Genomic DNA, 26,944 nt, shown 5'->3' with positions numbered 1-26,944 from the left:
TGCCGGTTCCGGTGCTTTCCGCCCGCCGGCCGCCGGACGGGAGGCCCGGTCCGGGCCGACGTCCGGCGAAGCCCCCCGACCGTCCGGCGAAGGCCATCGACCGGGCCCCGGCGGCCCGACCGGGGTGGCCCGCGCGGCCGCCCCGGCGCCCCGCCCCGGGCCCGAGGACCGGGCCGCCGGGCGCGCCCTTCCACCCCACCGCGAGCCCGGGCGGCCGGAGCCGTCTGGCGCCTCGCCCGTGCCGACGCCGGGGGTCGTCGGTGAGCCGGTGGTGGCGCGGGCGGCGGCGGTCGTACCGTCCGTCGAGCCGGCCGACGGACCGGCGCTGCGCCGGCCCGCGGAGCCGGAGTCGCCGGACGAGGACGCGACCGGTCCCGGCGGGCTGCGCGGCGCGCGCTCCGAGCTGCGCCGCCGGATGCGCGAGCGGCGGCGGCTGCGGATGGGCATCCTGGCCCTGGTCAGCGTGGTGCTGCTCGGCGCGATCCCGCTCTACTTCGGCATCCGTACGCTCAGCCGCGATCCGGTCTTCGACACCCTCGACGAGCTGGACGTGCCGGGCTGGGCGGCGGTGCAGACCGTCGACGACGTGAGCGGCAGCCGCTGGTGCCTGCTCGACTGCCGGCTGCGCGAACGCACGGCCACGTCCGAGCGGCCGCCCGCGGAGACGGCACAGGTCTACGAGCGGGCGCTGACCGACGACGGCTGGCGCCCCTGGAAGGTGACCCGCTGCCCCGAGCAACCGGCGAAGGGGAGCTACACGTGCTGGCGCCGGGACGAGCTGACCCTCGACCTGTGGGTACGCGAGCCCGCCTGCGTGCCGCCGCCGGTGGACGGGGAGCCGGCCGTCGTGCCGTCGCCCGACCCGAAGACCGCTGCGGAGCAGTGCTCCGGCTCGTTGGTGTCGGTGAAGGTCCGCAACGCGATCGACGACGAGCGGACCCGGCCCCAACCCACCATTGACCCGTCACTCACCGGGGAGGATCCCTTCCCGACGCTCACCGAGGACCCGCTCGCGACGCCGACACCCTCACCGTCCTGAGCCGGTTTCCATCACGGACGGTAGGGTCTGGGGCTGGCGGACCGCCAGCCCCCGCCGGCCCCTCGCGGGTCGCCGAGCGGCGATGTGGGTAGGACGGTCGCGCGTTGCGGGGACGTCGGGTTCCCGGAACTCTGCTTGAGGAGGACAGGCGTGGGCTTTTTCGAGGTCGCGGCGCTGATCGCGGCGATCGCGTTCGCGATGCTGGTGTTGATCCTGACGCTGCCCATCCTGCGTCTGCGGCACACCGTGGACGCCACCACCCGGATGATCAACGACCTCAACGACCGCACCGCGCCGCTGCTCGGTGACGTGAACACCACCGTGAAGAACGTCAACACCGCCCTGGAGCAGGTGCAGACCTCCCTGGACGGGGTCAACCTGCAGCTCGCCAAGGTCGACACCATGACCAGCCACGCGCAGAACGTCACCGCCAACGTCGCGAACCTGGCGACCGTCGTCTCCGCCGCCGCCGCCAACCCGCTGGTGAAGGTGGCCGCGTTCGGCTACGGCGTCCGCAAGGCCGCCTCCGCGCGGCGGCACGCCGAGACCGAGCGTGAGGTGCGCGACACCATCAAGCAGCAGCGGCGGGCCGCCAAGCGCGGCAACCGCTGACCCGGCACGACCAGGAGGAGCTCGGAGATGAGGCGGTTGTTCTGGCTCGGCATCGGGCTGGCCGTGGGGGTGGTGGTGGTCCGCAAGGCCACCCGCACCGCGCAGGCGTACACCCCGGCCGGCATCGCCAGCACGGTGACCGAATCCGCAGGCGGGCTGGCGGAGTCGCTGCGTAGCTTCGTGGAGGACGTCCGGATCGCGATGGCCGAGCGCGAGCAGGAGATCCACGAGGCGTTCGCCCAGGGCGAGGCGTTCGACGACCAGTTCGCCGAGCTGCGGGAGGACCCGCGCATCGGCGACCGAGAGATCTTTCCGGAGGACCACCAGCGATGAAGACGGCGGAGATCAAGCGGCGGTACCTCGCCCACTTCGAGGCGAACGGGCACACCGTGGTGCCGTCCGCTCCGCTGCCCGCCATCAGCGACCCGAACCTGCTGTTCGTCAACGCCGGCATGGTGCAGTTCGTGCCCTACTTCCTGGGGCAGCAGGCCGCGCCGTACCGGCGGGCGGTCAGCGTGCAGAAGTGTATCCGCACGCCCGACATCGACGAGGTCGGCAAGACCAGCCGGCACGGCACGTTCTTCCAGATGAACGGCAACTTCTCCTTCGGTGACTACTTCAAGGACGGGGCGATCCCGCTCGCCTGGGACCTGGTCACCAGGTCCCAGGCGCAGGGCGGCTTCGGCCTCGACCCGGAGCGGGTCTGGCCGACGGTCTACCTCGACGACGACGAGGCGTTCGAGATCTGGCGTTCGGTCGGGGTGCCGACCGAGCGGATCGTGCGCCGGGGCAAGGCGGACAACTTCTGGTCGATGGGCATTCCCGGCCCCTGCGGCCCGTGCTCCGAGCTGTTCTACGACCGTGGTCCGGAGTACGGCCGCGAGGGCGGACCGGCGGTCGACGAGGACCGCTACATGGAGTTCTGGAACCTCGTCTTCATGCAGTTCGAGCGCGGCCCGGGCACCGGCAAGGAGGACTACCCGATCCTGGGTGACCTGCCGGCGAAGAACATCGACACCGGCATGGGCCTGGAGCGGATGGCCTCGATCCTCCAGGGTGTCGACAACCTCTACGAGATCGACGAGGTCCGGCCGATCCTCGACAGGGCCGCCGAGCTGACCGGCAAGCGCTACGGCGCGCATTCCGGGCAGGTGGCCAGCGAGTCGCACCCGGACGACGTACGGCTGCGGGTGATCGCCGACCACGTGCGCACCGCGCTGATGCTGATCGGCGACGGGGTCACGCCGAGCAACGAGGGGCGCGGCTACGTGCTGCGCCGCATCATGCGCCGGGCGATCCGGTCGGTGCGGCTGCTGGGCTGGCAGGAGCGGGCGCTGCCCGAGCTGCTGCCGGTGGCCCGGGACTGCATGGCCCCGTCGTACCCGGAGCTGGCCGCCGACTTCGACCGGATCGCCGACTACGCGTACGCGGAGGAGGACGCCTTCCTGTCCACCCTGCGCGCCGGCACCACGATCCTGGACACGGCGATCGCCGAGACCCGCACCGCCGGCAAGCCGGCGCTGTCGGGTGAGAAGGCGTTCCAGCTGCACGACACGTACGGCTTCCCGATCGACCTGACCCTGGAGATCGCGGCCGAGCAGGGCCTGGCGGTCGACGCGGAGGGCTTCCGTCGGCTGATGGCCGACCAGCGGGCCCGCGCCAAGGCCGACGCCCAGGCGCGCAAGACCGGGCACACCGACCTGTCGGCGTACCGGTCGGTGCTCGACTCGGGCGGCCCAGTGCGGTTCACCGGCTACGGCGAGGTGTCCCGGGAGTCGACGGTGCGGGCGGTGCTCGGCGTCGACGGCCCCCGCCAGGCGGCGGTCGAGGGCGACACGATCGAGCTGGTGCTCGACGCCACCCCGTTCTACGCCGAGGGCGGCGGCCAGCAGCCCGACCTGGGCATGATCACCGTCGGCGGCGGCCAGGTCGAGGTGCTCGACGTGCAGCAGCCGGTGCCCGGCCTGATCGTGCACCGCGCCCGGGTGCTGCGGGGCGAGGTGCGGGCGGGGGAGACCGGCTACGCCGAGATCGACACCACCCGCCGGCGGGCCATCTCCCGGTCGCACACCGCGACGCACCTGGTGCACCAGACGATGCGCAACTTCCTCGGCGAGTCCGCCACCCAGGCCGGCTCGCTGAACGCCCCGGGGCGGCTGCGCTTCGACTTCAACACCCCGACGGGCGTGGCGCCGAGCGTGCTGCGCGACGTCGAGCAGCAGGTCAACGAGGTGCTCCTCGCCGACCTGGAGGTGCACGCCTTCATCACCTCGCTGGACGAGGCGCGGCGCATCGGCGCGATGGCGCTGTTCGGCGAGAAGTACGGCGAGGAGGTGCGGGTCGTCGAGGTCGGCGACTACGCCCGGGAGCTGTGCGGCGGCACCCACGTCTCCCGTTCCGGCCAGCTCGGCCTGGTGAAGATCCTCTCCGAGTCGTCGATCGGCTCCGGGGTGCGCCGGGTCGAGGCCCTGGTCGGCATGGACGCCTTCAACTTCCTGGCCCGGGAGCACCTGCTCGTGTCCCGCCTCGCCGAGCTGTACCGGGTGCCCAACGACCAGGTCGCCGACCGGGTCGAGCAGACCGTGACGCAGCTGCGCGACGCCGAGAAGGAGTTGGAGAAGCTGCGGGCCCAACTGGTGCTCGGCGGCGCGGCGGCGCTCGCGGCGCAGGCGAAGGACGTGCACGGTGTGGCGTACGTGGGCACCGAGGCGCCGGAGGGCGCGGCCGGCAACGACGTGCGGACCCTCGCCCAGGAGATCCGGGGCAGGATCGACCCGGCGCGGCCGGCGGTCGTCGCCGTGGCGGCCCGGGCAGGAGGCAAGGCGTCGCTGGTCGTCGCGGTGAACCCGGCCGCGCGCAGCCGGGGCCTGGCCGCGTCCGCCCTGGTCAAGGCGGCCTTCTCCGGCCGCGGCGGCGGCAGCCCCGACCTCGCCCAGGGCGGCGGCCTGCCGGCCGCCGAGGCGCCGAACCTGCTCCGCACGGTCGAGAAGGCGATCGCCGACGCGTGATACGTGCTCGCAGCGGCCAGGGCGGACCCGCGTGGTCCGCCCTGGTTCGCCGTCTCAGGGGAGTCACCGGCCGTGAGTGAGTTGTCCCGGGGCGTCCGGCTCGGCGTCGACGTCGGGCAGGTCCGGGTGGGGGTCTCCCGCTCGGACCCGCACGGGGTGCTGGCCACCCCGCTGGTGACCCTCGCCCGCGACCTCACCGCCGCCCCGGACGCGGTGCCGGCCGACATCGCCGCGCTCGGCGCGCTGGTGGCCGAGCACGAGGCGGTGGAGGTCGTCGTCGGCCTACCGGTCAATCTCGCCGGGAAGCACGGTCCCGCCGCCGTACACGTGAAGGCGTACGCTGACCGACTGGCCGATGTAATAGCGCCCGTTCCGGTGGCGCTCACCGACGAGAGGATGTCCACGGTCGTGGCGTCTCGTAGGCTTGCCGAGCGTGGGGTCCGAGGAAAACGGCAACGGGCGGTGGTCGACCAGGCCGCCGCGGTGGAGATTCTGCAGAGCTGGCTGGACGCGCAGCGGAGGCGGACGCGATGATGGACGATCTTGATCTCGGGTTCGACGAACAGGACCGGGGGGAGAAGGGCAAGCACCGGCGCGGCGCGGTGCGCAAGCGCAAGGGCGGCTCCGGCGGTGGTGGCGGCCGGGGCAAGACCGTCCTGGCCCTGCTGCTCGCCTTCGTCCTGCTGGGCACGATCGGCGGCGGCGCCTTCTACGGCTTCGACCGCGTCCAGAGCTACTTCGTGACGCCCGACTACGACGGCGCGGGCACCGGCGAGGTGACGGTCGAGATCAAGCAGGGCGCGTTGATCGCCGACATGGCCAACGCGCTGGTCACCGCCGGCGTGGTGAAGAGCGCCAAGGCGTTCGTCGAGGCCGCCGAGGAGAACGCCCGCAGCAAGAACATCCAGCCGGGCACCTACAAGCTGCGCAAGCAGATGAGCGGCGAGAGCGCCGTCGCCGCGATGCTCGACCTGAAGAACCGGATCGTCAACGGGATCACCGTCCCGGAGGGCCGGACGGCGAAGAGCGTCTACAAGCTGCTCTCCGAGAAGACCAAGATCCCGGTGAAGGAATTCGAGGCGGCGGCGAAGGACCCGATCGCGCGGGGCGTACCGGACTGGTGGTTCAAGCGCACCGACAACAAGAAGGTCAAGCCGTCGATCGAGGGCTTCCTCTACCCGGACACCTACGAGATCCCGCCGAAGGCGACCGCCGAGACGATCATCGAGCAGATGGTCGAGAACTTCCTCAGCGTGACCGGTGAGATGGAGTTCGCCGACCGGGTGCAGAAGGAGCGCGGCGGCATCAGCCCGTACGAGGCGCTGATCGTCGCGTCGCTGGCGCAGGCCGAGGCCGGCCGCAAGGAGGACCTGGGCAAGGTGGCCCGGGTCGCCTACAACCGGGCCTACGGCGAGTTCCCGTGCAACTGCCTGGAGATGGATGTCACGGTCAACTACTACCTGGAGTTGACCGGCCAGGACACCAAGACCTCCGCCGAGATGACCAAGGAAGAGCTTCTCGACACGAAGAACCCGTACAGCCGCAAGCTGCGGGGGATGATCCCCACTCCGATCAACAACCCGGGCAAGGACGCCATGGCGGGAGCGATGGACCCGCCCGTGGGGAAATGGCTCTGGTTCGTGGCGGTCGACAAGAAGGGGACCACGGAGTTCGCCGAGACCTACGACGAACAGTTGAAGAACGAGGCGAAGGCCCGGGAGAACGGCGTCATCTGATGACGGCCGCACGGCGGGCGGGGGTGCTCGGCACGCCGATCGCGCACTCACTCTCTCCGGTGATCCACAACGCCGGCTACGCGGCGGCGGGGCTGACCGGGTGGTCGTACACCCGGATCGAGTGCGCCGCCGCGGAGCTGCCGGCCGTGGTCGCCGGCCTGGGCCCGGAGTGGGCCGGGCTGTCGGTGACCATGCCCGGCAAGGAGGCGGCGCTCGCGGTGGCCGCCGAGGTCTCGCCGGTCGCCGCCGCCGTCGGCGCCGCCAACACGCTGGTACGCCGTCCGGACGGCTCCTGGTACGCCGACAACACCGACGTGGTCGGCATGGTCGAGGTGCTCACCGACGCCGGGGTGCGCCCGGGCGCGACGGTGACCGTGCTGGGCGCGGGCGGTACGGCCCGCGCGGCGGTGGCTGCGGCGGGGCGGCTCGACGCCGCTGCGGTGACCGTGGTGGCCCGCCGCCCGGCGGCGGTCGAGGAACTGCGTTCCGTGGCCCGCGCGGTCGACGTGGAGATGCGCGCGGCAGCCTGGGACGACGACGCGGCGACCCACCTCGCCGCCGACGTGGTGATCTCGACCGTGCCGAAGGGGGTCGCCGACCCGATGGCCGTCGCGGCGGACTGGCGGCCCGGCACGGTGCTCTTCGACGCGCTCTACGACCCGTGGCCGACGCAGCTGGCTGCCTCGGCCGAGGCAGCCAGCTGCCGGATCGTCTCCGGCCTCGACCTGCTCCTGGCCCAGGCGGTGGGCCAGTTCGAGCACTTCACGGGCGTCGCCGCGCCCCGGGCCGCGATGGCCGCCGCGCTGGCCGCCGCCCGCGCCGCCTGACCGTCGGGCGCGGGGCGGCAGTGTCCTCTGTGCCCATCCGGTGCATCCTTAGGCGACGGTTAAGACGCGCTTAGGTGCGGCTGTCGTCCCCACGTCACGCCGTGGCCGTGGTTACGCTGCTGACCGTCACCGCCCGACACACAGGGAGTTCACCTTGGCTCGGCACGGACTGCACCGCCTCACCCGGCACCCCGGCCCCCGACGCAAGGCCGTCGTCCTCGGCGTGGCCGGCGCCACGGTGGTGGCCGGCATCGTGGCCACCACCATGCCGCTGCTGGCCGCCGACGACCTGTCGATCCCGGCGATCGCGGACACGACGGCGACCATGGTCGCGCAGGACGGGGACAACGGGGCGAAGACGACGCTGGCGACCTGCGCGGTCCGCTGCGACGGCAACCCCCGGGGCGGCCGGGAGGCGATCGTCCAGTTCGCCGTGACCACCCTGCCGGCGACGGCCGTGGACGTGCGGGCCACGCTGCGGGTGCACGCGTGGCAGGAGTTCCCGGCGACGGTGACCGCGCACTCCAGCGCCGTGGACGCCCGCGCGGCACGGCCGACGCCGGCGCTGCCGGGGGCGGTGCTGGACACCGTCTCGGGTGTGGCGAAGGGCTTCAACGAGTGGGACGTCTCGGCCCTGGTGAAGGGCAACGGCACCTGGACGGTGTCGCTGGCGCAGACGGGTCTGGAGAGCCGGATCTACTGGGCGTCGACGGAGAACCGCAATCCCGACCTGCGCCCGCGACTGGAGATCACCTACGACGTCGGCACCCGGCCCACCCCGGTGGTGACCAGCGCGGCGCCGTCGCCGAGCCGGACGGTCGCGCCGAGCCCCACGCCGAGGCCGACGCCCAGCGTGAGCCCCACCCGCCCCACCCCGAGCCCGTCGGCGAGCGCCTCGACCGGTACGGACCGGTGCGGCGCGGTGTCGAGCCGGCTGGTGCCCTCCTGCGGGGCCTGGTGGGGGATGTACTCCCCGTCCAGCGCCGGCGACGGGTGGGACCACGGCGCCGCGGTCGCGAAGGTGGAGGCGCAGGTCGGGCGGAAGTTCGACGTCGTGCACCGCTACCACGACTTCTCGAACGCCGGCAGCAACGGCGCCTTCCCCGACGCCTACCAGCGGCAGCAGATGCGCGAGGGACGGCTGATGTTCTTCGCCTGGGAGTCGCGGATCTTCTCCTCTGGCACCGTGCTGACCTGGCAGGACGTCTACAGCGGCCGGTACGACGCCACCATCGACGCGGTCGCCGGCCGGATCCGCGACACCGGCGTGCCGGTGTTCATGGGCTTCGACCACGAGCCGGAGGACGAGCCGGCCAAGGGCAGTGACGCCGACTTCGTCCGCGCCTGGCGGCACGTGCACGACCGGTTCGCCGCGGCGGGCGCCGACAACGCGGTGTGGGTGTGGACGATGATGGGCTGGTCGGGTCACCACGACCGGTACGCCGGTCTCTATCCCGGCGACCGGTACGTCGACTGGGTGGGCTACGACCCGTACAACTTCCACGTCTGCAACGGCAGCAAGGTCTGGAAGAGCCCGGCCACCACCGTCGGCGGCTTCTACCGGTGGCTGGACGACAATCGTCTCGGGGTCGGCAAGCCGCGGATGCTCGCGGAGTTCGGCACCAACTTCGACGCGGCCGACCCGGACGCCAAGCGGCGCTGGTTCGAGGAGTTCCCGGCGGCGCTGAAGGCGCACCCGAAGATCAAGGCGGCCATCTACTTCAACTCGCCGGGGATGACCCGCCGGTCGAGCACCTGCGACATGACCATGAACCACGACGCCTCGTCGGTGGCAGGGTTCGCCCGGGCCGGGCGGGACAGCTATCTGCGTCAGCCCACCGGGGGCGCCCGCTGACACACCACGTTCACAATCTGACGCCGTCATTGACGAGTCGGACATCCGACATGCTGTGTGCGGTGTCATGTTGCTGATGCAGTGACCGCCCAATCGGTGGATATCGCCACCCACGGTCGACCAGGCACGCTACGCGGGTTCTCTCCCGACATGGAGGCGTAGCGTGCCCGAAATCCCGCTCTCTCGGCGATCCGCCGGACTCCGCACCCGGGCGGCGGTGATCGCACTCGTGACCGCCGCCGCCGTGCTGGCCGTCCCCTCCGGGACATCCGCCGCCGTGGTGCCGGCTCCCGAACCGGCGACCCTGGTCTCGGCCAACCCGGCCGACGCCACACCGCACGCCAGGGACGGCGAGACCCGCGCCTTCGCGCAGGTCGGCTCCACCGTGTTCGTCGGCGGCAGCTTCACCCAGATCCGGCAGACCGCCAGCGCGGCGTGGACCACCCAGCGCTACCTCTTCGCGTACGACCGGGCGACCGGCACGATCTCGACCAGCTTCCTGCCGGTGCTGGACGGCGCGGTCAACACGCTGGTCGCCGGGCCCGGCGGCACGCTGATCGTCGGCGGCACCTTCAAGAACGTCAACGGCGTCCCCCGCAAGAACCTGGTGGCGCTCAACCCCGGCACGGGCGCGATCGTCGACAGCTGGGTCGGCCGCTCCGACGGCGGCACGGTGCGTGACCTGGCGCTGCACGGCAACTGGCTCTACGTGGCCGGCGCGTTCAACTGGCTCAACGGCACCGCCCACGCCGGCCTCGGCCGGCTCAACGCCACGACCGGCGCCATCGACCCGACGTTCAACGTCAACGCCACCGTCGGGCGCCACCAGACCACCTCGTACGTGTGGACGCTCGACGTCTCCCCGGACGGCGGCACCCTGGCCGTCGGCGGCAACTTCATGTTCGTCAACGACCTGCCGCGCAACCAGATGGCGTTGGTCGACCTCTCGGGCACCCCGACGGTGCTCGACTGGAGCACGGAGAAGTTCGTGGCACCCTGCGCGGCGCCGGCGACCTTCGTGCACTACGTGCAGGACGTCAAGTTCGGCGCCGACGGCAGCTGGTTCGTCGTCGGCACCAACGGCGGCGCGGGCTGGCCGGCCGCATACTGCGACGCGCTGGTGCGCTTCGAGACCGCGGCCCGCGGCGCCGGGCAGCTCGGCACCTGGGTCGACTACACCGGCAACGACACCATCACCTCCGTCGAGGTCGCCGACAACGTCATCTACCTGGGCGGGCACTTCCGCTGGCTGAACAACCCGAACGCCAGCGACACCGCCGGCAAGGGCGCGATCGACCGGCTCGGCATCGCCGCCGTCACCCCGGCCACCGGGATGCCGGTCAACTGGAACCCCCGCCGCAGCGGCAGCGCGTCGATGCCGCCCGGCACCAGCACCTGGGGCTCGTCGGTGCCGGTGCTCTGGCGCGGCAGCGACGGCCTCTACTTCGGCCACAACTCCGACGGCATGGGCAACGAGTACCACGGCCGGCTCGGGATGTTCCCGCTGACCGGCGGGCGCACCATCACCCCGAAGAACGCCCCGACCGCCGCCACCGGCAACCTCTACGTCGGCACCGCCGCGGGCGAGCTGGCCAAGGTGCCGTTCGACGGCACCAGCCTGGGCACCCCGACCACGGTCAGCCAGCCCAACTACACGGCGGCCGGCGCGACCTGGCGGGTGGCCGACCGGATCTACTGGTCGCACAGCGTCGCCGGCACCCCCACGGGCAGCCGGATCGACATCTCGCTGTTCAACGGCGGCGCGATCGGCGCCCCGTGGGAGGCGTCCGGCTACAACGACTGGTTCAACCCGGCGCTGATGACCGGCGCCTTCTACCTCGACGGTCGTCTCTACTACACCCGTACGGGCGCCAGCGGCCTCTACTACCGCTACTTCGAGATCGACGGCAACTACCTCGGCGCCACCGAGTTCGCGCTGCCCACCACCGGGGTGACCTGGTCGGCCGTGCGGGGCATGGCCTGGGTGGCCGGCCGGATCGTGTACGGTGCCACCGACGGAACGCTGCGCAGCGTGCCGTTCGACCCGACGGCCGCCCCGGCGGTGGACGGAACGGCGGCGACGGTGGTCCCCGCGACCGCCGGTGTGACGTGGTCGACGCCGTCGACCTTCTTCTCCGTGCAGTGACGGTCGACTGTTCGTAACGGAACATCGGTAGATTGTTCACGTTGGGCCGGCGACGGATCAGCCGTCGCCGGCCCGCACCACGTGGGGAGGGTCGTTGGTCGGCGCGGGTGGCAACCGCAGGGGCCTCGCGGTGCGGGCCGTCTTCGCGGTCAAGCGCGGCTGGTACACGCTGCGCTATCCCCGGCTGACGTTGGGTCGGGGCGTGGAGATCCGCGGCCGGATCCGGCTGCGCCGGGGCGTACGGGTCAGCATCGGCGACCGCACCAGGATCAACAAGCTGGTCCGCTTCGCCGGGCCCGGCGAGGTGCGGGTCGGCGCCGACTGCCTGTTGAACGCCACCTGGATCGGCACCTGGACGTCGGTCACGATCGGCGACCGTTGCCTGCTCTCGGACTGCGAGCTGCTGGACAACGACTTCCACAACCTGCCTCCCGAGCAGCGGCACGACCCGCCCGTCCCGGCCACCCGCGCCCCGATCACGATCGAGGACAACGTGTGGATCGGGGCGCACGCCCTGGTGATGAAGGGCGTGCGGATCGGCCGGGACAGTGTCGTGGGCGCCGCCACGGTGGTCCGTACGGACGTGCCGCCGCGGGTCGTGGTCGCCGGAAATCCACAACAGACGGTGAAGAAGTTCCATGACTGACGCTTCCCCCGGTTCCTGGCCCACGGACGTCCCCGCCGGGGGCGGCACACCGGGCCGCACCGTCACGCTGACCGATCTGCTGCGCGTACCGCTGCACCGCATCCGGCTGGTCGGAGCCGTCGCCGCGGTCGGCCTGCTCGCCGCGCTCGGCTACGTGGTGCTCGTCCCCGGTGCCGTGACCGCCAGCGCGGTCGTGGCGGTCCGTCCCGTCGTCACCGACGCGTTCACGCCCAGCGGGGCCGCCGCCGACCGGGCGGTGAACATGAACGTGGAGAGCGGCATCGCCACGGGCACCGACGTGGTGCAGCGGCTCGCCGACTCGGGCGGGCTGGATCCGCGCGAGGTGCGCGACGCCCTCGAGGTCGAGGTGCCCACCGGCGGGCAGATCCTGCGCTTCGTCTACCAGGCCCCCACCGCCGAGCAGGCCGTCGAGGGCGTCAACCTCGCCGCCCGGGCCTACCTGGACGTGCGCCGGGCGATGTACGAGAAGCAGCGCGAGGAGATGCTGCGCTCGTACGACGAGAGCATCGCCAAGGTCGCCGCCCAGCAGGCCGCCCTGCAGAAGCGGGTCAACAACGCCCGGGAGGGCACCGTCGACGCCGCGGTGACCGAGCTCACCGGCATCAACAACCAGCTCACCCAGCTCAACGCCGCACGGACCGAGATCGCCGCCGTCGACGTCAACCCCGGCTGGGTCACCCAGACCGCCGAGCGGGCCCTGGCCTCCTCCGCCGGCAACGGCCCGCTCTACGTGCTCGCCGGCCTGCTCGGCGGGACGCTGCTCGGCGTGGTGCTCGCGTACGCCTGGGAGTCGATGGACCGGCGGATCCGGTCGGTCGACGACGGCCGGGACGCCACCGGGCTGCCGCTGCTCGGCACGGTCCGCAGCCGCCGGTGGCGCGGCCGCAAGGAGGCGGTCGACGCCGACATCCGGTACGTGGCCATGGCCATCGCGGAGCGGGTGCGCCAGCCGGCGCGGGTGTCGCTGCTGACCTCCCGGGAGGAGGACCCCACGGCCATCACCGCCGGCCTGGCGGTGGCGCTGGCGGCCGTCGGCCGGGAGGTCTTCGTCGCCGACGACAGCGGGCGTGCCGACCGGCTGCGCACGACCGTGCTCGCCGACCGGGAGCGGCTGCCCGCCACCGCCGACCCGTCGCGCCCGGTCGTTCCGAAGCCCCGGCCGGGCGGGTCGGCGACGGACGGCAAGAGCGGTGCCCCGGCGGAACCGCCCGCCGCCCGTCGCCCGTCGCCGCACCCGGTCGGCGCCCGCCCGTCCACCGACCCGGACGCCACGCTCACCCTGCCCCGGGTCACCTCGACGGTGACCGGCGCCGCGAGCAAGGTGCCGAGCACCGACCCGGTCTCCGTGGGCGCGGGCAGCGTCCGGTTCGGCACCTGGCGGCAGGGCGCCGACCACAGCCTGGTGTTGTTCAACGCCCCGCCGGCCGAGTCCGACGAGCGTGGGGTCGCCGTCGCCCGGCAGGGCACGGCGGTCGTCGTGGTCGAGCAGGACCGCACCCGGCAGGGCGACCTGCGCCGGCTCGTGGAGCGGCTGCGCGCCGCCGGGGTCACCCCGCTCGGCTTCGTGTTGACCAGCAGCGGCCGGGGCTGATCCGTGCCGGTCACCCGCGCCCCGGCGACGACCGAGCCGGCCGGCGGCCCGGGCGGCGTCGTGTCGCTGCCGCCGCCGACCCCGCCGCGGTTGCCGCTCTGGCCGCTGGTGTTGATGTTCGGCATGGTGCCGGTGTGGTGGGCGGCCGGCGCCTTCTACCTCGGGTGGCCCCTGCTCGGGGCGCTGCTGTTCGCGCTGCTGGTCATCCGGGGACGGATCCCGCTGCCCCCGGCGGCCGGGATCTGGCTGCTGTTCCTGGCCGTCGTGGTGGTCAGCGCCACCCAGCTGCAGACGCCGGCCTCGGTGCTGACGTTCGCCCTGCGGCTCGCCTTCTACCTCACCGCGCTCGTGGTCGGCGTCTACGTCTACGCGGTCGCCCGGGAACGCCCCGACCAGGCCGCGGTGCTCGTACCGCTGTGCGCCTTCTGGTTCGCGCTCGTCGCGCTCGGCTGGCTGGGCGTGCTGGCCCCCCGGTTCGCGCTGACCACCCCGGTGGAGGTGCTGCTTCCCGGCGGCGTGGCCAACACCCCGTTCATCCAGGACATGGTCCACCTCACCACCGCGGAATACAGCGCCCGGTCGCTGAACCCGATCTACCGGCCGGCCGCGCCGTTCGCGTACACCAACAACTACGGCAGCGCGTACGCCATGACGCTGCCCTGCGTGGTCGCCTTCACCATGCTTCGCCGGCGCGGCGTGCTGCGCTGGGCGCTGCTGGCGTCGCTGCCGCTGTCGCTGGTCCCGGCCTTCCTCACGCTCAACCGGGCGATGTTCCTCAGCCTCGGCGTCGGGCTGGCGGTGCTCGGCGTGCGGGCCGCCCTGCGTGGCAACGTCCGGGTGGCCGCGTCGATCGTCGCAGTGGTGGTCACCGGGGGCCTCACCACCCTGTTCATCCCGGTCACCCAGCTGATCGGCAACCGGGTCGAGTCCAGCGACACCAACACCGACCGGCTCTCCCTCTACGTCGAGGTGATCCGACGGGTACGGGAGTCGCCCTGGCTCGGCTACGGCGCGCCGGTGAACGTCGACACCGTCAGCGCCCAGGCGCCGATCGGCACCCAGGGACAGCTGTGGATGGTGCTGTTCAGCCACGGCGTCCCGGCGCTGCTGTGCTTCCTCGCCTGGTTCGTGGCCGCCGCGCTGATCTGCGCCCGCGCCACGTCCGCCGCCGGGCAGTGGCTGGCCGTGGTGCCGGTGGTCTGCCTGGTGCAGATCCCCTTCTACGGCATGGCCAACCAGAATCTCGCGGTCGCCTTCTTCGCGGTCGCCTTCGCGATGGCGCTCACCGAACGGGAGACCTCCGCGCGCCTTCCACGCCCCCGCCCCGTGCGCCCGGAAGCGGTGCCCGTATGACCGCCGCCACCCGCCCGCCGTCCGGTCCCCGCCCGGCCCGCACACCGGACGGGCAGGCCCACGCCGGCGCACCCGACGGGGCGGGCGGTTCGCCGGCCGGCGCCGCCGACACGGAGACGCGGCGCAGCGTCCGCAGCGGCGTCGCCGGGCTCATCGGTGCGGCCACCAGCGGGCTCTTCGGCTTCCTGCTCGCGGTCGTCATCACCCGCGGCTACGGCACGGTCGGCTCCGGGGCGTTCTTCGCCGCGATCGGGGTGGTCACCGTCGCCACCGCCGTGTGCACCCTCGGCGCGGAGACGGGGCTGATGTGGGCGCTGCCGCGCCGGCGCCTCGGCGCGCGGGGCGACGCCGCCCGGATGCTGCCGGTGGCGCTGCTCCCGCCGCTGCTGGTCGCCGTCGCCGTCGCCGCGGGCGGGGTGCTCGCCGCCGACGCGCTCGCCCCGCGCCTGCTCGGCGGCTCCGGCGTCGACGCCACGGCCCTGCTGACGGTCAGTTTCGCCGCGGTGCCGGTGGTGGTGGCGATGACGCTGCTGCTCGCCGCGCTGCGCTGCGTACGCCCGATCCGGGCGTACGTCGGGGTGCAGTTCTTCCTGCTCCCGGTGGCCCGGCCCGTGCTCGTCGGCGCGGCGGCCGTGGCCGGCGGGGGCCTGCTGGCCGGCATGAGCGGCTGGCTCGTGCCGGCGGCGCTGGCCCTGCTGGCCTGCCTGACGCTGGTGGCCGGCCCGCTCGGCGTCGGCCGGGGAGCGGCGCTGCGACCGCAGCGAGGGGACTGGGCTGCGTTCTGGCGCTTCGCGCTGCCCCGGGCCGCGTCGGCCGCCATCGACGCCGGCAACATGTGGGTGGGCGTGCTGCTCACGTCGGTGCTCGCGGGGCCGGCCGACGCCGGTGTGTTCGGCGCCGTCGGGCGTTACATCCTCGCCGGGCAGTTGGCCATGCAGGGGCTGCGGGTGGCGGTGTCGCCGCAACTGTCCCGCCTGTTGGGGCGCGGGGACCGGGCCGCGGCGGCGGCGGTGCACCGGCAACTGACCACCTGGGGACTGGTGCTCTCGTGGCCGGTCTACCTGCTGCTCGCCGTCTTCGGGCTGGCCTTCCTCCAGCTCTTCGGGCCGGAGTTCACCGCCGGCGTCCCCGCGATGACCGTGCTCGCGTTGGCCATGCTGATCAACACCGGGGTCGGCAACGTGCAGAGCCTGCTGCTGATGGGCGGGCGCAGCGGGTTGCACCTGGCCGCCACGCTGGCCGGGCTGCTGGTCACGGTCTCCCTCGGCCTGTGGCTGATCCCGGCGCACGGTGCCACCGGAGCGGCGCTGGCCTGGGCGCTCGGCATCGCCACCGAGAATCTCACGGCGGTCGGGTGCGCCCGGGTCGTGGTCGGCCAGCCGCTGGTCGACGCGGCGATGCTGCGGGCCGGAGCGGCCACCGTGACCGGGGTCGGGGCCGCGGCGGGGATCGGGGTGCTGGCCGGCGGCCGGGGGATCGGCGGCCTGGCCGTGGCCCTGGGCGTGCTGGCCGCCGGCTGCGTCGGCTTGTTGACGTTGCCCCGGGTGCGGCACCGCATCCGGGTGACCATGGTGCAGGTCCGTGGGCGGCAGGAGGCGGCCCCGGCCGCCACCGGGCCCGTCCCGGAGGAATCGAAGGGCAGGTGAGGTTCGTCGTGCCGTCCATCCGAGACCGGGTGAAGCAGCTCGTACCGACCCAGGTGACGGAGCGGGTGCGGGAGTCGCTCGTCGACTACGGGGTACGGACCAGCGACCGGCGGCCGCTGCCGGACTTCCTCATCATCGGCACCAAGCGGGGCGGCACCACCTCGCTGTGGAACTACCTCATCCAGCATCCGCTGGTGCCCCGGCTCTTCCCGGCGTGGAACACCAAGTCCTCGCACTACTTCGAGGAGCACTGGGGGCGCGGCGAGGCCTGGTACCGCTCGCACTTCCCGACCCGGCGTCACCGGGAGGCGCTGGAGAAGCGGCACGGCGGGCCGGTGCGCGTGGGCGAGGCGGCCCCGCTGTACATGTTCCACCCCCTGGCGGCGCAGCGGGTCGCCGCGCTGATGCCGTCGGTGCGGCTGATCGTGCTGCTGCGCGACCCGGTGGAGCGGGCGTACTCGCACTGGAAGGAGCGGCGCACGCACGGCATCGAGCCGCTCGACTTCGCCGCCGCGCTGGCCGCCGAGCAGGAGCGTACGGCGGGGGAGCGGGAACGGCTGATCGCCGAGCCGGAGTACTTCAGCGAGCCGTACGACTGGTACACCTACCGGGCCCGGGGGCGCTACCTGGAGCACCTGGAGCCCTGGCTGGAGCGCTTCGACCGGGAGCAGATCCTCTTCCTGCCCAGCGAGGACCTCTACCGCGACGCCCGGTCGACCTACCGCCGGACGCTGGACTTCCTCGGGCTGCCCCCGCACGACCTGCCCGACTTCAAGGTCTACAACGACCGCCGCTCGGCGCCGCTCGAGCCGGCCGTGCGCGCCGAGCTGACCGAGTACTACCGCCCGTACAACGACGCCTTGCGGCAGCGGCTGGGGCTGGCGCTCGACTGGCCGGACCGCGCCCCGTGACGGCGCGGGTCACGATCGCCACCGATCCCCGGTCGCGCACCGACGGGCTGGGCTGGGTCACCCGGGCCGTGTTCGGCGACGAGCGGATCGCCCTGACCGTCGGTGCTCCGCCGCCACCGGGGCACCGCGCCGTCGCCCGGTACGCGGTCGTCCCGTCGCTCGCCCGGGCCCGGTTCCTGCTGCCGCTGGGCGCGCCCCGGGCCACGGCCGCCTCGCTGCTGGCGTACAACGCGCTGCGCCCGCCGAAGGTGCGGGCGGTGCGGGCCGCGCTCGGCGTGCTGGCGCGGGTCGGCGCGGTGGACCTGGCGCCGTTCCCCCGGCTGACGGTGTCGCTGCCCGACCGGGTCGCGCCCGAGGAGGCGCTGCTGGCCGGGCGGCTGGGCGCCGCGCTCGGTGTGCCGTCGGTCCACGCGGCCTGCGGGGTCCGCCCGCCCGACCCGAACCACAAGCCCACCCTGCAGCTGTTCGGCGCGGACGGCCGGGCCCTGGGCTACGCGAAGATCGGCTGGAACGGGGCCACCCGGGCGCTGGTGACCGCCGAGGCGGCGGCGCTGCGCGAGCTGCCGGCGGTGACCGGCGTGCCCGATCACCCAGCGGCGCCCCGGCTGCTCGCCGAGTCGACCGAGGCGGGTCGGGTCGTCGCCCTGGTCGAGCCGCTGCCGCCGGCCGTGCGGGGGGTGCCGGTCGACGACCCGCCGCGGCTGGCGGCGCTGCTCGCGGTGGCCCGCCGGGGCCGCCCGCCGGCACCGCCGCGTCCGCTGGCCGGGTCGTCGTTCGCCCGCCGGCTCGCCGCCGAGGCCGCCCGCGCCGCCGCCGACACGCCGGACGGGGCCCGGGCGGTCGCCGCCGTGGCGGCCCTTGCCGACCGGCACGGCGACACGGCCGTCGAGTTCGGGCACTGGCACGGCGACTGGGTGCCCTGGAACCTCGGCGTGCACGACGGGCACCTCGTCGCCTGGGACTGGGAGCACAGCGGCCCGGACGTGCCGCTCGGCTTCGACCTTGTGCACGACGCGTTCCAGCGGGCGCTGGTGCTGCGGGGCGAGCCGGCCGCGGCGGCGGCGCGGGCCGTCGACGCCCAGCTCGACCGCCACGGCGACGACCTCGGGCTCGCCCCCGCCGCCCGGCGGCTGGTGGCCGACGCCTACCTGCTGGAGATGTGGCTGCGCACCTGGCGGCTCGCCGACGCCGGCGCCGGCTGGAACGCCGCGCTGCATCCCGCCCTGCTGGACGTCGTCGAGAAACGACAAAGCGGTTGATCCGCCGAAAACGCCGGAGCCGGCGGCTCACCGCCGGCTCCGCACCGTGACGAGAAAACTCCAGGTCGTGACGATTGTCGATGTCGATGGTCGGCACGACATGCCCGATCCGCCACCCGCGGAGATCGACTTGTCGCCCGGTCGCCCTATTTCACCAGGCTGGGGACGTGTGATCTGCTGTCGCGTGGCGACCACCGAACGTCCAAGCGAACTTGTGGGGAGTCGCGTGGAAACGACAACAGAGGGTGCCGGCGAGCCCGGGATCCTGCTCCTGGTGGGCTCCAGCGGCGGCCACCTGGCCCAACTGCTCGCCCTGCGCCCGTGGTACGAACGCTGGCGGCGGTGCTGGGTCACCTTCGACACACCCGAGGCGCTCTCGCTGCTGGCCGGCGAGGAACTCGTCCCGGCGCACCACCCGACCACCCGCAACGTGCCGAACCTGCTGCGCAACGCCGTCCTCGCCTGGCGGGTGCTGCGCTCGCGCCGGGTCGCCGCCGTGGTGACCACCGGCGCCGGGGTGGCTGTCCCGTTCGTGGTGCTGGCCCGGCTCCGGCGCGTGCCGACCGTCTACATCGAGGTGTACGACCGCATCGACACCCCGACCCTGACCGCCCGGCTCTGCCGCCCGTTCCTCTCCGCGATGCTCGTGCAGTGGGACGAGCAGCGCCGGCAGTACCCGGAGGCCACCGTCGTGGGGACCCTGCTGTGAACGCCGAGAGCACCGGAACCGCCCCCGCGCACCGGGTCGCCCCCGGCCGTCCCCGCCCGGCGCCCGCCAACCGGGTGCCCCGACCGCGCGAGTCCGCCGACCTCGCCCGCGCCCGGCTGCTGGTCGCGGTCGGCACCGACAAGCACCCCTTCGACCGCCTGGTCGGCTGGCTGGAGGAATGGCACCCCGCCGTCGCCGCGGAGGTCGGGCTGACCGTCCAGCACGGACACACCCGGCCCCCCGCGGTGCCCGGTTCGGTGCCCTTCCTCGGCCACGACGAGCTCCAGAGCGCGATGGCCGAGGCCGACCTCGTGGTCTGCCACGGCGGCCCGGCCACCATCCTGGAGGCCCGCCGCCACGGTCACCTGCCGATCGTCGTACCCCGGGACCCCACCCGGGGCGAGCACGTCGACGACCACCAGCAGTTGTTCGCCCGGCGCCTCGGCGCCGCCGGCATGGTGGCGCTGGCCGAGACCCGGGAGGCGCTGTTCGAGGCGCTCACCGCCGGCCTCGCCGACCCGTCCCGGTTCGCCGTCGCGGCCGACCCGGACGCGTCCGAGGCACGCCGCGCGGCGGTCGAGCAGGTGGGACGGATCGTGGAGGACCTGGTGGCCGCGTCGACCGGACGGCGGCAGCGGACGAGGTGGCGGCCATGGGCACGGCCGGACCGGAACGGAGAGCGGCGATGACCGAACACCCGAGCGTGAGCGCGGTGGTGCCCACCCGGGACCGCCCGGAGCTGCTGCGGGTCGCCGTACGCGCCATCCTCGACCAGGACCACCCCGGCCCGATCGAGGTGGTGGTGGTCTACGACCAGTCCGAGCCCGACGCCTCGCTGGCCGAGCTGTCCCGCCCGGACCGGCTGGTCCGGGTGATCCGCAACGGTCGCGCGCCCGGCCTGGCCGGCGCGCGCAACTGCGGCGTCCTCGCCGCCACCGGTGAGCTCGTCGCGTTCTGCGACGACGACGACGAGTGGCTGCCCGGCAAGCTGCGGGCCCAGGTCGAGGCGCTCGCCGCCCACCCCGCCGCCGAGTTCGTCAGCTGCGGCATCCGCGTCAGCTACGACGGGCACACCGTCGACCGGGTGCTGCCGAAGGACTCGGTCAGCCTGGCCGACCTGCTGCGCGACCGGATGACGGAGCTGCACCCGTCGACCTTCCTGATCCGGGCCGCCGCGCTACGCGACGGGTTCGGGCTGGTCGACGAGGAGATCCCGGGCAGCTACGCCGAGGACTACGAGTTCCTGCTCCGGGCCGCCCGCAGCGCGCCGCTGGTCAACCTGCGCACGCCGTACGTGCTGGTGCGCTGGCACAAGCGGTCCTACTTCGCGCAGCGCTGGGACACCATCTCCGAGGCGTTGCAGTGGCTGCTGGAGCGCTACCCCGAGTTCGGCACCCAGCCGGCCGGGGAGGCGCGGGTCACCGGGCAGATCGCCTTCGCCCGCGCCGCGTCCGGCGACCGGCGGGGCGCGCTGCGCTGGGCCCGGCAGACCATCCGGCGCAACCCCCGGGAGCCACGGGCGTACCTGGCGCTCGCGGTGGCCGGGCGGATGGTCCGCGCCGACGCGGTGCTGCGCACCCTGCACAAGCGCGGCCGGGGCATCTGAGTTCACCCGTTGGTGGGCGCGGTCGTGCGGGCGCGCCGGCCGCGCGTCCCGGCCCCGGGCGGCGTCCGCAGGGCGGGACGCGGCGGGCACCGCACGCCGGCGGCCACCGGGCGTGACAGACTGACCGCTGTGTTGCGCTGGTTGACTGCAGGGGAATCGCACGGTCCCGCCCTCGTCGCGATGCTGGAGGGCGTACCCGCCGGCATCGAGGTGACCACCGGGGAGATCGCCGGTGAGCTGGCCCGGCGCCGGCTCGGCTACGGCCGGGGCGCGCGGATGTCGTTCGAGCAGGACGAGGTCGAGATCATCGGCGGGCTCCGGCACGGGGTGAGCATCGGCAGCCCGGTCGCGATCCGCGTCGGCAACTCCGAGTGGCCCAAGTGGCGCACCGTCATGGCCGCCGACCCGGTCGACCCGGAGGAACTCGCCAGTCAGGCCCGCAACGCGCCGCTCACCCGCCCGCGTCCGGGCCACGCCGACCTGGCCGGCATGCAGAAGTACGGCCACACCGACGCCCGGCCGATCCTGGAACGGGCCAGCGCGCGGGAGACCGCCGCCCGGGTCGCCGTCGGCACGGTCGCCAAGGCGCTGCTCCGGCAGGCCCTCGGCGTCGAGATCGTCTCGCACGTGGTGGAGTTGGGCCCGGTCGCCGCCAAGCCCGGCCTGCGCCCGACGCCCGCCGACGCCGCCCGCATCGACGCCGACCCGCTGCGCTGCCTCGATCCGGAGGCCAGCGCCCGGATGGTCGCCGAGGTCGATGCCGCGAAGAAGGCCGCCGACACCCTGGGCGGCGTGGTCGAGGTGCTGGCGTACGGGGTGCCACCGGGCCTGGGCAGCCACGTGCAGTGGGACCGCAAGCTCGACGCCCGGCTCGCCACCGCCCTGATGTCGATCCAGGCCATCAAGGGCGTGGAGATCGGTGACGGTTGGGAGCAGGCGCGCTCCCGTGGCTCCGAGGCGCACGACGAGATCATTCCCACCGCCACCGGTGTGCGCCGGGTCACCGACCGGGCCGGCGGGCTGGAGGGCGGCATCACCACCGGCGAGCCGCTCCGGGTGAAGGCCGCCATGAAGCCGATCTCGTCGCTGAACCGGGCGCTGGCCACGGTGGACGTCACCACCGGCGAGCCCGCCACCGCGATCAACCAGCGCTCGGACGTCTGCGCCGTACCCGCCGCGGCCGTCGTCGCCGAGGCGATGGTGGCGCTGGTGCTGGCCGAGGCGGCCACCGAGAAGTTCGGCGGCGACTCCGTCGCCGAGATCCGCCGCAACCTGGCCGGCTACCTCGACGCGCTGGTGATCCGGTGAGCGCGGGGCGGCGGGCGGGGCTGGCGGCCGGCCGGCGGTGCCGCTGATGGCGCCGGTCTGCGTGCTGGTCGGGGCGCCCGGCTCCGGCAAGACCACCGTCGGGTTGGCCTTGGCCGAGCTGCTGGGGGCGGGGTTTCGCGACACCGACCTCGACATCGTGCGGCTGGCCGGCAAGCCGATCCCCGAGATCTTCATCGACGAGGGTGAGGACCACTTCCGTACCCTCGAACGGGCGGCGGTGGCGGCGGCGCTGGCCTCGTGCGACGGCGTGCTCGCCCTCGGCGGCGGCGCGGTCCTGGCCGAGGAGAACCGGGCCGCCCTGGTCGGGCACCCGGTGGTGTACCTCTCCGTCGAGTTGTCCGATGCGGTCAAGCGGGTCGGGCTCGGCGCGGGCCGCCCGCTGCTGGCGATCAACCCGCGGGCGACGCTGAAGTACCTGCTGGACCAGCGCCGACCGCTCTACGCGGAGGTGGCCACCACCACGGTCGTCACCGACGGGCGGTCCCCGGCCGAGATCGCCGCCGAGATCGCCGCGCAGCTCAAGCGCTGAGCCACCAGCTGCGGCCCCGTGGCCCGCTCGCCCGGCGCGTGCCGTCCGGCATCGGCCGGCTCTCGACGTGGCCCACCCGGGCGGCCCGCTCTCGAGGTGGCCCACCCGGGCGGCCCGCTCTCCGACGCGGTCCGCCGCCCGGCCACCGATCGAATCCGGACACTTCCCGCCCGCTTCGAACCGGCGGCCACGAAGTGGACAGTTCCCACCTCGCATCGGCCGGCTGGACTAGGCTGCCCGCGATGGACGAGGTGACCCGGATCCCGGTCGGCGGCGAGCGCCCGTACGACGTGCTGGTGGGACGCGACCTGCTCGACGCGCTGCCCGGGCTGCTGCCGGACGCGACCCGGGTGGCGGTGCTGCACGCGCACCCGCTGAAGGAACTGGCCGACGCGATCGGCGGCCGGCTGCGCGCCGTCGGCGTCGCACCGCTGCTCATCGAGGTGCCGGACGCCGAGGCGGGCAAGCGCATCGACGTCGCGGCGACCTGCTGGGACCGGCTGGGCGAGGCGGGTTTCACCCGTACCGACGCGGTGGTGGGCGTCGGCGGCGGCGCCGTGACGGACTTGGCCGGCTTCGTCGCGGCCTGCTGGCTGCGGGGGGTGCGCTGGGTTCCGGTGGCGACCTCGCTGCTGGGCATGGTCGACGCGGCGGTGGGTGGCAAGACCGGGATCAACACCGGCGTCGGCAAGAACCTGGTCGGGGCGTTCCATCCGCCGGTCGGCGTCCTCGCCGACCTGGCGACGCTGGACAGCCTCCCGCAGGCCGACCTGGCCGCCGGCCTCGCCGAGGTGGTCAAGTGCGGCTTCATCGCCGACCCGGCGATCCTCGACCTGGTGGAGCGGGACCGGGCGGCGGCCACCGATCCGACGGGGCCGGTGACGCGGGAGCTGATCGAGCGGGCGATCCGGGTGAAGTCCGACGTGGTCTCGGGCGACCTGCGGGAGTCGGGCGTGCGGGAGGTGCTCAACTACGGCCACACCCTGGCCCACGCGATCGAGAAGGCGGAGGACTACCGCTGGCGGCACGGCCACGCGGTTTCGGTCGGCGTCGTCTACGCCGGTGAGTTGGCCCGGTTGGCCGGCCGGTTGGACGCCCCCACCGCCGAGCGGCACCGCACGGCGATGTCGGCGCTCGGCCTGCCCACCAGCTACCCGGCCGAGGCGTGGCCGGGGCTGCTGGCCACGATGCGGGTGGACAAGAAGGCCCGGGGCAGCCAACTGCGTTTCGTGGTGCTCGACGGGCTGGCCCGGCCCGCGATCCTGGAGGGCCCGGACGACGAGCTGCTGGAGGCGGCCTACCGGGAGGTGGCGGCGTGAAGGTCTACGTGCTGAACGGACCGAACCTCGGCCGGCTCGGCACCCGGCAGCCGGACGTCTACGGCGTCACCAGCTACGCGGACCTGGTGACGCTCTGCGAGTCGACCGGGCGGGAACTCGGCCTCGAGGTGACCGTGCGGCAGACCGACGCCGAGCACGAGCTGCTGGGCTGGCTGCACACCGCCGCCGACGAGGGCGCGGCCGTGGTGCTCAACCCCGCCGCCTGGTCGCACTACTCGTACGCGGTCCGGGACGCCTGCGCCATGCTGCGCGGGTCGCTGATCGAGGTGCACATCTCCAACATCCACGCCCGCGAGGAGTTCCGGCGCCACTCCGTGGTGTCGGCGGTGGCGACCGGGGTGATCTGTGGCCTCGGTGTCGACGGCTACCGCCTGGCCCTGCACCATCTGGCCGCCCGGGCCGGCTGACGTCGGGGGCCCGCCTCTGCGCGTCCGTGATCCGAAAGGGCCGGTGTGCTCAGCGTCTCCGGCGCGGCCGAGCGGCCCCGCGATCGGCGCGATCCGTGGGTGACGTGACACAGGGTCACACATCCCTCTGTTGCTGTCAGTAACTGAAGCTGCGCCGGGTGCTGCGTGCCTCTCGGGCGCTTTGCTCTGCAGCCACATCCGCACCAGAGCCTTGACCTGCGGTTCTGCCTTCCGCAGTCGATCGCTGCCTGAGCCGAAAGGTTACTCATGGTAACCGGTGCGTCCGTGGCTGCAGAGCAAAGTGAGCGTGGGTCGTCCGGTCCGGCGGCGCGGGCGCGTGCGGAGAGTGACCGCATTGCGTGAGGTGTCATCCGGGCGCCCGCGAGGGCGTCGGCGGCGGGACAGTGGTGCGGAGCAGTCGCGGGTGGGGTGGGGAATCCCGGTGAAGCGCGGGTGGGAGTTCCGGCGAGGCATTGGTGGGAAATCCCGGCGAAGCGGCGGGTGGCCGCGGGAAGTGGCAGCGTCCCCCGAGGGAGTGCGGCAGCGTCGCAGGCGGTGGCGGGTGGCGGGTGGCGGACGGCGGGACGCGCGCCGGACCGCCGGGGCGGGCGACGGCGGGCAGCGCGGACAGCGGCGGGCAGCGGCGGGCAGCGGCGGGCAGCGGCGCTCGACGTAACTAGTAGACTTGCCAGGTCTGTCCGCCAATTGATGATCAAGGCAGGAAATGGCCACCACCAACGACCTGAAGAACGGCCTGGTACTCAACCTCGACGGAGAGCTCTGGGCCGTCGTGGAGTTCCAGCACGTCAAGCCCGGTAAGGGTGGTGCGTTCGTGCGTACCACGCTGAAGAACGTGCTGTCCGGCAAGGTGGTCGACAAGACCTTCAACGCGGGCACCAAGGTCGAGACCGCGACCGTGGACAAGCGCACCATGCAGTACCTCTACGCCGACGGCGAGGACTACGTCTTCATGGACCTGGAGACGTTCGACCAGATCAACGTGCTGGGTGCCACGGTCGGCGACGCGGCGAACTACCTGCTCCCCGAGGCCGAGGCGACCGTGGCCATCCACGAGAGCGTCCCGCTCTACATCGAGCTGCCGACCAGCGTCGTGCTGGAGGTCACCTACACCGAGCCGGGTCTGCAGGGCGACCGGTCGACCGGCGGCAACAAGCCGGCCACCGTCGAGACCGGCGCGACCGTGCAGGTGCCGCTCTTCATCACCACCGGCGAGAAGATCAAGGTCGACACCCGCGACGGCCGTTACCTCGGCCGCGCCTGATGGCCGAGGGTCCCAAGCAGCAGATGCCGGCGCGCCGCAAGGCGCGCAAGCGGGCGCTGGACGTGCTCTTCGAGGCCGACCTGCGGGATCGTCCGCCGGTCGAGGTGCTCGCCGGCTACATCGAGCGGATCGAGAAGCCCCGACCCGAGCACCTGGGATACGCGGTGAGCCTCGTCGAGGGCGTCGCCGCCCACCTCGACCGGATCGACGAGGTGATCGCCAGCTACGCCGAGGGGTGGACGCTGGACCGGATGCCGGCGGTCGACCGCAACCTCGCCCGCATCGCGGTCTACGAGCTGCTCTACGTCGACGAGATCGACGACGCGGTGGCCATCAGCGAGGCCGTCGAGCTGGCCCGGCAGATGTCGACCGACGACTCGCCGCGCTTCCTCAACGGCATCCTCGGCCGCATCGCCGAGTACGCCACCCGCTGACGCGGCGCACGTCACACCCGAGCCGCGTCACACCGGCGGGGACGCGACACGAACGATCACGAGAAGGGGCCCGTGCCGTCGGCACGGGCCCCTTCTTCCGGTCGCGGTCAGCTGGCGAAGAACGCCCGCGGGTCGGCGACCAGCACACCGTGCTCGGTGAGCCGCTCGATCAGGCCGGACGGCGAGGCGTCGTAGACGATCGCGAGCGCGCGCAGGTCGTCGGCGCGGATGGAGAGCACGCGGCCGTTGTAGTCGCCGCGCTGCTGTTGGATGGCGCGTGCGTACCGGGCGACGTAGGCCAGGTCCTCGGAGGCCTCGTCGTAGAGCCGCTCCAGGTCGAGGACGATCTTGCTGGTGGGCTCGTGGCGAACCCCGCTGCCGTCGGGCAGCAGCTCCGAGACGGGTACGCGGTAGAAGTCGGCCAGCTCCGCCAGGCGTGACACCGTGACGGCGCGGTCGCCGCGCTCGTAGGAGCCGACCACCACCGCCTTCCACCGCCCGTTCGACTTCTCCTCCACACCCTGCAGGGAGAGGCCCTGCTGCTGGCGGATGGAGCGCAGGCGGGCGCCCAGAGACTTGGCGTATTCAGAGGGCATTAAACACTCCCAGTGCTGCTCGGGGTTCTCCCAGCGATCGCTACGGAGCGTGACGGTACGGG

The 26,944-nt window shown here is 73.5% G+C and carries 25 protein-coding genes; 24 read left to right on the top strand and 1 reads right to left on the bottom strand.

From position 1 onward, the window contains the following. The first annotated feature begins 415 nt into the window (after positions 1 to 415). The 24 genes from V6U77_RS13550 (at position 416) to nusB (ending at position 26,286) form a co-directional block, all read left to right on the top strand. Positions 416 to 1,039: a hypothetical protein gene (locus V6U77_RS13550; RefSeq protein ID WP_334606657.1), complete on the top strand. Its 624-nt coding sequence runs from the start codon at positions 416 to 418 to the stop codon at positions 1,037 to 1,039. Positions 1,040 to 1,189: 150 nt separating this feature from the next. Continuing rightward, complete coding sequence (locus V6U77_RS13545) at positions 1,190 to 1,651, top strand: DUF948 domain-containing protein (protein ID WP_089000990.1); 462 nt, start codon at positions 1,190 to 1,192, stop codon at positions 1,649 to 1,651. Between the two features lie 27 nt (positions 1,652 to 1,678). Continuing rightward, positions 1,679 to 1,984 (top strand): hypothetical protein, encoded by a 306-nt coding sequence (locus tag V6U77_RS13540; protein WP_334606651.1) that lies wholly within the window; start codon positions 1,679 to 1,681, stop codon positions 1,982 to 1,984. Next, the gene (alaS, locus tag V6U77_RS13535) at positions 1,981 to 4,659 is read left to right on the top strand and encodes an alanine--tRNA ligase (protein ID WP_334606650.1); all 2,679 of its coding nucleotides are present in this window, start codon (positions 1,981 to 1,983) and stop codon (positions 4,657 to 4,659) included. Before V6U77_RS13540 ends, alaS begins: the two co-directional genes overlap by 4 nt. A gap of 72 nt (positions 4,660 to 4,731) precedes the next feature. Next, the gene (gene ruvX / locus V6U77_RS13530) at positions 4,732 to 5,193 is read left to right on the top strand and encodes a Holliday junction resolvase RuvX (RefSeq protein ID WP_334606649.1); all 462 of its coding nucleotides are present in this window, start codon (positions 4,732 to 4,734) and stop codon (positions 5,191 to 5,193) included. Next, a complete protein-coding gene (gene mltG / locus V6U77_RS13525) occupies positions 5,190 to 6,395 on the top strand; it encodes an endolytic transglycosylase MltG (protein ID WP_334606648.1) in 1,206 nt (401 codons plus the stop codon). The genes ruvX and mltG overlap by 4 nt, the downstream gene beginning before the upstream one ends. After that, entirely contained in the window at positions 6,395 to 7,222 is an 828-nt protein-coding gene (locus V6U77_RS13520; RefSeq protein ID WP_334606647.1) for a shikimate dehydrogenase, read from the top strand. The genes mltG and V6U77_RS13520 overlap by 1 nt, the downstream gene beginning before the upstream one ends. A 154-nt stretch (positions 7,223 to 7,376) precedes the next feature. Further along, positions 7,377 to 9,077 (top strand): CBM96 family carbohydrate-binding protein, encoded by a 1,701-nt coding sequence (locus V6U77_RS13515; RefSeq protein WP_334606646.1) that lies wholly within the window; start codon positions 7,377 to 7,379, stop codon positions 9,075 to 9,077. Positions 9,078 to 9,294: 217 nt separating this feature from the next. Further along, positions 9,295 to 11,223: a hypothetical protein gene (locus tag V6U77_RS13510; RefSeq protein ID WP_334606645.1), complete on the top strand. Its 1,929-nt coding sequence runs from the start codon at positions 9,295 to 9,297 to the stop codon at positions 11,221 to 11,223. 94 nt (positions 11,224 to 11,317) lie between these two features. Then, complete coding sequence (locus tag V6U77_RS13505; RefSeq protein WP_334606644.1) at positions 11,318 to 11,869, top strand: acyltransferase; 552 nt, start codon at positions 11,318 to 11,320, stop codon at positions 11,867 to 11,869. Next, positions 11,862 to 13,481, top strand: a complete 1,620-nt coding sequence (locus V6U77_RS13500; RefSeq protein ID WP_334606642.1) for a lipopolysaccharide biosynthesis protein — start codon at positions 11,862 to 11,864, stop codon at positions 13,479 to 13,481. Before V6U77_RS13505 ends, V6U77_RS13500 begins: the two co-directional genes overlap by 8 nt. Before the next feature lie 3 nt (positions 13,482 to 13,484). Then, positions 13,485 to 14,834 (top strand): O-antigen ligase family protein, encoded by a 1,350-nt coding sequence (locus V6U77_RS13495; protein WP_334606641.1) that lies wholly within the window; start codon positions 13,485 to 13,487, stop codon positions 14,832 to 14,834. Further along, complete coding sequence (locus V6U77_RS13490) at positions 14,831 to 16,480, top strand: lipopolysaccharide biosynthesis protein (RefSeq protein ID WP_334606640.1); 1,650 nt, start codon at positions 14,831 to 14,833, stop codon at positions 16,478 to 16,480. The genes V6U77_RS13495 and V6U77_RS13490 overlap by 4 nt, the downstream gene beginning before the upstream one ends. Before the next feature lie 8 nt (positions 16,481 to 16,488). Continuing rightward, a complete protein-coding gene (locus V6U77_RS13485) occupies positions 16,489 to 17,391 on the top strand; it encodes a sulfotransferase domain-containing protein (RefSeq protein WP_334606639.1) in 903 nt (300 codons plus the stop codon). Then, the gene (locus tag V6U77_RS13480) at positions 17,388 to 18,650 is read left to right on the top strand and encodes a hypothetical protein (protein WP_334606638.1); all 1,263 of its coding nucleotides are present in this window, start codon (positions 17,388 to 17,390) and stop codon (positions 18,648 to 18,650) included. The genes V6U77_RS13485 and V6U77_RS13480 overlap by 4 nt, the downstream gene beginning before the upstream one ends. Before the next feature lie 226 nt (positions 18,651 to 18,876). Beyond that, the gene (locus V6U77_RS13475; protein WP_334606637.1) at positions 18,877 to 19,359 is read left to right on the top strand and encodes a UDP-N-acetylglucosamine--LPS N-acetylglucosamine transferase; all 483 of its coding nucleotides are present in this window, start codon (positions 18,877 to 18,879) and stop codon (positions 19,357 to 19,359) included. Positions 19,360 to 19,433: 74 nt separating this feature from the next. After that, positions 19,434 to 20,048, top strand: a complete 615-nt coding sequence (locus V6U77_RS13470; RefSeq protein ID WP_334606656.1) for a glycosyltransferase — start codon at positions 19,434 to 19,436, stop codon at positions 20,046 to 20,048. Continuing rightward, entirely contained in the window at positions 20,045 to 20,965 is a 921-nt protein-coding gene (locus V6U77_RS13465) for a glycosyltransferase family 2 protein (RefSeq protein WP_334606636.1), read from the top strand. The genes V6U77_RS13470 and V6U77_RS13465 overlap by 4 nt, the downstream gene beginning before the upstream one ends. Before the next feature lie 129 nt (positions 20,966 to 21,094). Further along, positions 21,095 to 22,273, top strand: coding sequence for a chorismate synthase (gene aroC, locus V6U77_RS13460; RefSeq protein ID WP_334606635.1), 1,179 nt, complete (start codon positions 21,095 to 21,097; stop codon positions 22,271 to 22,273). Between the two features lie 46 nt (positions 22,274 to 22,319). Continuing rightward, on the top strand, positions 22,320 to 22,823 hold the full coding sequence (locus V6U77_RS13455; RefSeq protein WP_334606634.1) for a shikimate kinase: 504 nt from the start codon (positions 22,320 to 22,322) through the stop codon (positions 22,821 to 22,823). A 242-nt stretch (positions 22,824 to 23,065) separates the two neighbouring features. Then, complete coding sequence (gene aroB, locus V6U77_RS13450) at positions 23,066 to 24,142, top strand: 3-dehydroquinate synthase (RefSeq protein WP_334606633.1); 1,077 nt, start codon at positions 23,066 to 23,068, stop codon at positions 24,140 to 24,142. Then, positions 24,139 to 24,570, top strand: a complete 432-nt coding sequence (aroQ, locus tag V6U77_RS13445) for a type II 3-dehydroquinate dehydratase (protein ID WP_334606632.1) — start codon at positions 24,139 to 24,141, stop codon at positions 24,568 to 24,570. The genes aroB and aroQ overlap by 4 nt, the downstream gene beginning before the upstream one ends. A gap of 724 nt (positions 24,571 to 25,294) precedes the next feature. Next, on the top strand, positions 25,295 to 25,852 hold the full coding sequence (gene efp / locus V6U77_RS13440; protein ID WP_210834602.1) for an elongation factor P: 558 nt from the start codon (positions 25,295 to 25,297) through the stop codon (positions 25,850 to 25,852). A 23-nt stretch (positions 25,853 to 25,875) separates the two neighbouring features. Beyond that, on the top strand, positions 25,876 to 26,286 hold the full coding sequence (nusB, locus tag V6U77_RS13435; protein ID WP_172896683.1) for a transcription antitermination factor NusB: 411 nt from the start codon (positions 25,876 to 25,878) through the stop codon (positions 26,284 to 26,286). Positions 26,287 to 26,393: 107 nt separating this feature from the next. Here nusB and bldD read toward each other — a convergent pair whose 3' ends face one another. After that, a complete protein-coding gene (gene bldD / locus V6U77_RS13430) occupies positions 26,394 to 26,882 on the bottom strand; it encodes a transcriptional regulator BldD (RefSeq protein WP_013285505.1) in 489 nt (162 codons plus the stop codon). Between the last annotated feature and the right edge of the window lie 62 nt (positions 26,883 to 26,944).

Origin of the sequence: Micromonospora sp. CPCC 205546 (genome assembly GCF_036902715.1) — a bacterium.
In the GTDB taxonomy this organism is placed as follows: Bacteria; Actinomycetota; Actinomycetes; order Mycobacteriales; family Micromonosporaceae; genus Micromonospora.
Note: the sequence above shows the minus strand (reverse complement) of the source record. Positions and strands in the feature narration are given on the sequence as shown.